Raw genomic sequence first — 4,432 nt, 5'->3', positions numbered from 1 at the left:
AAGCGATTGAGGATTATATCCAGTTTTACAATAACGATAGATACCAAGAACGATTAAACGGCTTAAGCCCATTAGAATACAGGGCTAAAGCCGCTTAAAAGCTTTTTATTATTTCCACTGTCTACTTGACAGGGAGCAGTTCAATTTTTCGAGGTGATTTTTTTATGGATACTTGAAGTTTAGCTTGTGAAAAATTTTACTTAAACTCCCATGAAAGAACTTAATCATCTTTCATTTTCTGTGGTGAAGTGCTGATTTTTGCACTTCATGGATGGCTAACGGGGCAGTTTAGTTGAAGAGTGTTGTTTAACTTGTTGTTCAACAATCGGGCCAGATTGTTGAAGAATGACGAAGTTTAAAGGGATTACAAAAGAGCAATTAAACTATTAGAAAAGTTTGAAGCTATTTATATAGCTTCATTTTTATTTTCGGTAAACTAAAATAATTAGTGGGAATTTTTTTATAATATGTAAACTTTTCTTTGAGTTCTGCGTTGTATAGTCAGAAGGGAGGCAGACATGGCAAAGCAATCAATGAATGAACTTTTGCAGCAAGTAGGAACCATGTTATACCGTTATTTGAGAAAGCGTGGATTAGCCCACGAGGATGCAGAAGATATCGTCCAAGATACATGTTATAAATTTTTATTACATAAAAATGGAATTCATTCAGATAAAGTAATGAGCTGGTTATATCGTGTAGCAACCAATCAATTTTATGATCTCAAGAGAAAAGAAAAACGTCATCCATCAACAGAATTAGAAGAAGCTCAATTGACTTCATTGATTCACATTCCTGAGATACAGATGCTAAAAAAAGAAAAATTAAAGGACATTCAGAACACGCTCGAAACGCTATCCATCTTGCATCAGGAATTATTAATCCTGAAATATGAGCTGGGATTATCGTATAAGGAAATTTCAGCCTTAATGAATAAGAATGAAAACACACTAAAAACGCATGTCAGACGTGCTAGGGAAGAATTTACTGAACGATTCAAGGGGGATATTCATGATGAATAAAGAAGAAAATGAATTTTTGTTTGATGATAAACAAACGAAAAAAATAATGAGAAAGGCAAGGTTTTGGTCAACGGTCAAAATGATTGGGATTACATTGACCGTTACCCCCATTGTGCTAATAGCATTATGGTATGGGCTGAGGACTTTATCGTTAAATAGTGCGCAAAAAGTAATGGATGACATTCATTTATTTAACGAAATAAGTGCTCCCAATGTTCAAATTAGTAATCAGGTTTATGACGATAATTTGCTCGGAGGGAAAATAACAACAGCAACCTATAAGGTGCTTGGAGATCAGCATCGGCCATATATTTGGAAGCCTATCAAAAGCGATTATAATCTATTTGGAAAGCTTACACGAACTGACATTTCTAGTTCCATTCAAATAGAAGGTTCAGAATCATTGGCCGAAACACACCAATTCGAACGGTTTAATGACTATACAGGCGATCGGGAAATGTTTTTTTATCATCCTAAGATTTCATACGATGTATATAAAGATAAAATCAGTGAACTTAATCAATTGGATAAAAATACTTTAGTGGAATTAGCAATCTCTTTTGATAATGCTTATAGTTTTGATGAAATTAAAAGGAAACTACCTTCTGAAGTGCAAGTAGATTGGTGGTGGGTGGATGCCTATACAGATGATACACTAGATTATTTTAAGCAAGGACAGAATACTATTTCAGCCAATGACCCATACATTTACGGCTTCCAATCAGAGCAATCCAAACCAAAACCCCGACGCTCTTCAAACGACGAGGTTGAGACCTTTATTCGAAACATTGAGCTTCTTCGTAAAAGCAAGAACTTCGAGTGGGAAACAAACCAGGTTTATCAAGCTTTAATAGGGGAAAATGAAACCCTGGAGAAAAGTGATGTGAAAATAACCGGGGCGGTAGTAACTGGTACACCAGAGCAATTGCAGTCATTACAAGGACAAACATACATTAAAGCATCTATTTTTGGCGTAATATCTAATCGAAAATAGGGAACTTGAAAGGCAATAAAATAGCTTTACTATAAAAATTGCATTCAACAATCGAGCGCTATTCTTGAATAAGGATAAGCGCTTATTTTCAGTCAAGGACCAGGTTGTTGAATAACATGTTAATTTGTATAGTGAAGATTGTGAAGAATTTCACTTAAACTCTCATGAAAGAACTTAATCATCTTTCATTTTCTGTGGTGAAGTGCTGATTTTTGCACTTCATGGATGGCTAACGGGTGCTTTAATTGAACAAAGAAACATTAATAATCAATCTTTTTTATAGAAAACAGTTATTAAGTATAAAAGAAGCTGTCATTTTGATCAACCTCAAAACGACAGCTTTTTATATGCAGTAAATTAAGGTTTTGAGTGGTTTCTAAACAAACTTTATTCTAAACCAACGCTAGGGTACTACTTAGTTGTGTGCAGACAATCATTAGAAATCTTTTRTTATTATTAATCTACGTTATATATTTGCACACAAAAATATTTATTCCTATACCTTTGAACTAGCTTTAWTCTTTTTTCGATGTCGTTGCACTTTTGCTATGGTACCGCATGATCTCCCTTTTGGTTCGGATGCATACATCCCACACCAACGCTTACTTCCATTTCGAGAATTATCATAAAAAAMCCATYTRCAATCTGGACATGCTTTAAGACGTTTCCACTGACTTAAGGAGATGCTCTTAACAATTATAATCAAAATTCCACTAAAAAAGTCATGTTTTTTAATAGCATTATATTGAATATTATCRACATCTAAAATAGATACATTTATRGGATAACTTGTTAACCACTTGGATAAATTATCAACATTATTTGTTTCTAATGACATGCGAACATCTTTCCGAAATCGATGCACATCCTCTAACTTACCAGAAAATTTAATACMACTAAAATTCTTTGATATAAAATTTTCAATATCTTCTTCACAATTTAAATGATCTAATGGTTTACGTGTATCATTTGGAATCTCCCAAGTATTTAAGAAACTACGGACAATTTCTAGCTCTCCTGGTGCTACTTGATTATTAATCAATCCTGCTCACCTCTTAATTTTTAACATTGACTTTATTATACAATCATTGGTAACATAACGAAAGAATATGTTAACCATYAAAYTTTTAAGAAGGTTAACRAAATTGAATGATAGTTATACTTTTGAGGTGAAAATTTTGTTTTTACTCAATATTCAAAAATACACATTAGAACAATACAGGATATTACATAATGGAACTAAATGTTGCAGTAAATTTAGAAGGAAAGGAGTAACAATAAATGATTAATACAAGAATTCCTGTTCCYATCAAGATATTACTTACAGCTGTGTTATTTATGAATACAGGAAGTTTTATGATCATGCCTTTTTTAGCACTGCATTTAACAAACGATCTCCACTTTTCCTCTTTGGAAGTGGGGACTATTTTAACTACAATCCTCGTTTCGCAGCGTGGGCTACCAGTATTTACAGGTTTTATAGGTGATCGTGTAAGTCATACAGTAAATGTAATTTTAGGAGTGATGGTAAGAGCATTAGGATTTGGGGCATTTGTTTTTGCTAATAGTTTTTGGTCTGTGGCTATTGCAGCATTCTTAATTGGCTTTGGAGGAGCATTATTTGATCCTTCTGTGACTGCTTTCTTTACATCACAAAAAGAAACAATTCGAAAAAAAATATTTACTTACTTTAACCAAATGCTTAACACAGGAGTGATTATAGGTCCGTTAGTTGGAGCATTATTGGTAAAATTTGATCCAGTATATCCATTTACTATCGCAGGTATTGCAATGTTAGTTTTATCTTTTATTCTTTTTATCTATCGCAGTAAATATCCTARAACTATTAAGGATAACCAAAAAGTATTATTAAGTTTGAAAGCAGCTATTTCAAATAAATTGTTTGTATTATTTATATGTATAATGCCTTTGTTTTGGATCATGTTTGCTCAATTAAATATTTCATTTCCAATTAAAGCATATGATTTATCYGGTGATAAACAATTAGTGAGTTCCATTTTCATAATAAATGGGATTTCAGGATTACTCTTAATGTTTTTATTAAGAAAATTATTTATTAATCAAGATCCTATGATTATGGTGAAACTTGGTGTCTTGATTATGGGAGTAGCAATCGGGATGATTCCTCTCATGTCATCTATTTATTGGATGCTATTTTGTATTTTTCTTTATACGTTAGGAGAAACACTTGTACTRCCAGGAGCTGAAATGACGGTAGCACAATTTAGCGCTAACAAACCAGCAGGTTTGTATTTCGGAATGTTTCAAGCCTGTTGGGCTTTTGGAGGTTCTTTAGGAAACTATCTTGGAGCTTGGTTAAATAAATTCAACCATATTTCCGGGTGTTGGTTAATATTTTTAGCGATAGGGGTTTTGGCTTCAATTTTATTTAATA

At 32.9% G+C, this 4,432-nt stretch carries 5 protein-coding genes; 4 read left to right on the top strand and 1 reads right to left on the bottom strand.

Translation table 11 applies throughout. The features are described 5' to 3' along the window. The 3 genes from AC1DCY_RS26890 to AC1DCY_RS26880 form a co-directional block, all read left to right on the top strand. On the top strand, positions 1-98 hold a 98-nt coding region (locus AC1DCY_RS26890), incomplete at its 5' end, for an IS3 family transposase (RefSeq protein ID WP_477354612.1). 420 nt (positions 99-518) lie between these two features. Then, positions 519-1,022, top strand: a complete 504-nt coding sequence (locus AC1DCY_RS26885) for an RNA polymerase sigma factor (protein WP_477355666.1) — start codon at positions 519-521, stop codon at positions 1,020-1,022. Then, on the top strand, positions 1,015-2,016 hold the full coding sequence (locus AC1DCY_RS26880; protein ID WP_477355663.1) for an anti sigma factor C-terminal domain-containing protein: 1,002 nt from the start codon (positions 1,015-1,017) through the stop codon (positions 2,014-2,016). Before AC1DCY_RS26885 ends, AC1DCY_RS26880 begins: the two co-directional genes overlap by 8 nt. Before the next feature lie 496 nt (positions 2,017-2,512). Here the strand turns inward: AC1DCY_RS26880 and AC1DCY_RS26875 are convergent, their stop codons facing one another. After that, positions 2,513-3,058 (bottom strand): CGNR zinc finger domain-containing protein, encoded by a 546-nt coding sequence (locus AC1DCY_RS26875; protein WP_477355660.1) that lies wholly within the window; start codon positions 3,056-3,058, stop codon positions 2,513-2,515. A 239-nt stretch (positions 3,059-3,297) separates the two neighbouring features. Here AC1DCY_RS26875 and AC1DCY_RS26870 point away from each other — a divergent pair. Continuing rightward, a partial coding sequence (locus AC1DCY_RS26870) for an MFS transporter (protein ID WP_477355657.1) occupies positions 3,298-4,432 on the top strand: 1,135 nt, incomplete at its 3' end.

The organism is Lysinibacillus sp. 10T31 (assembly GCF_056394365.1).
Note: the sequence above shows the minus strand (reverse complement) of the source record. Positions and strands in the feature narration are given on the sequence as shown.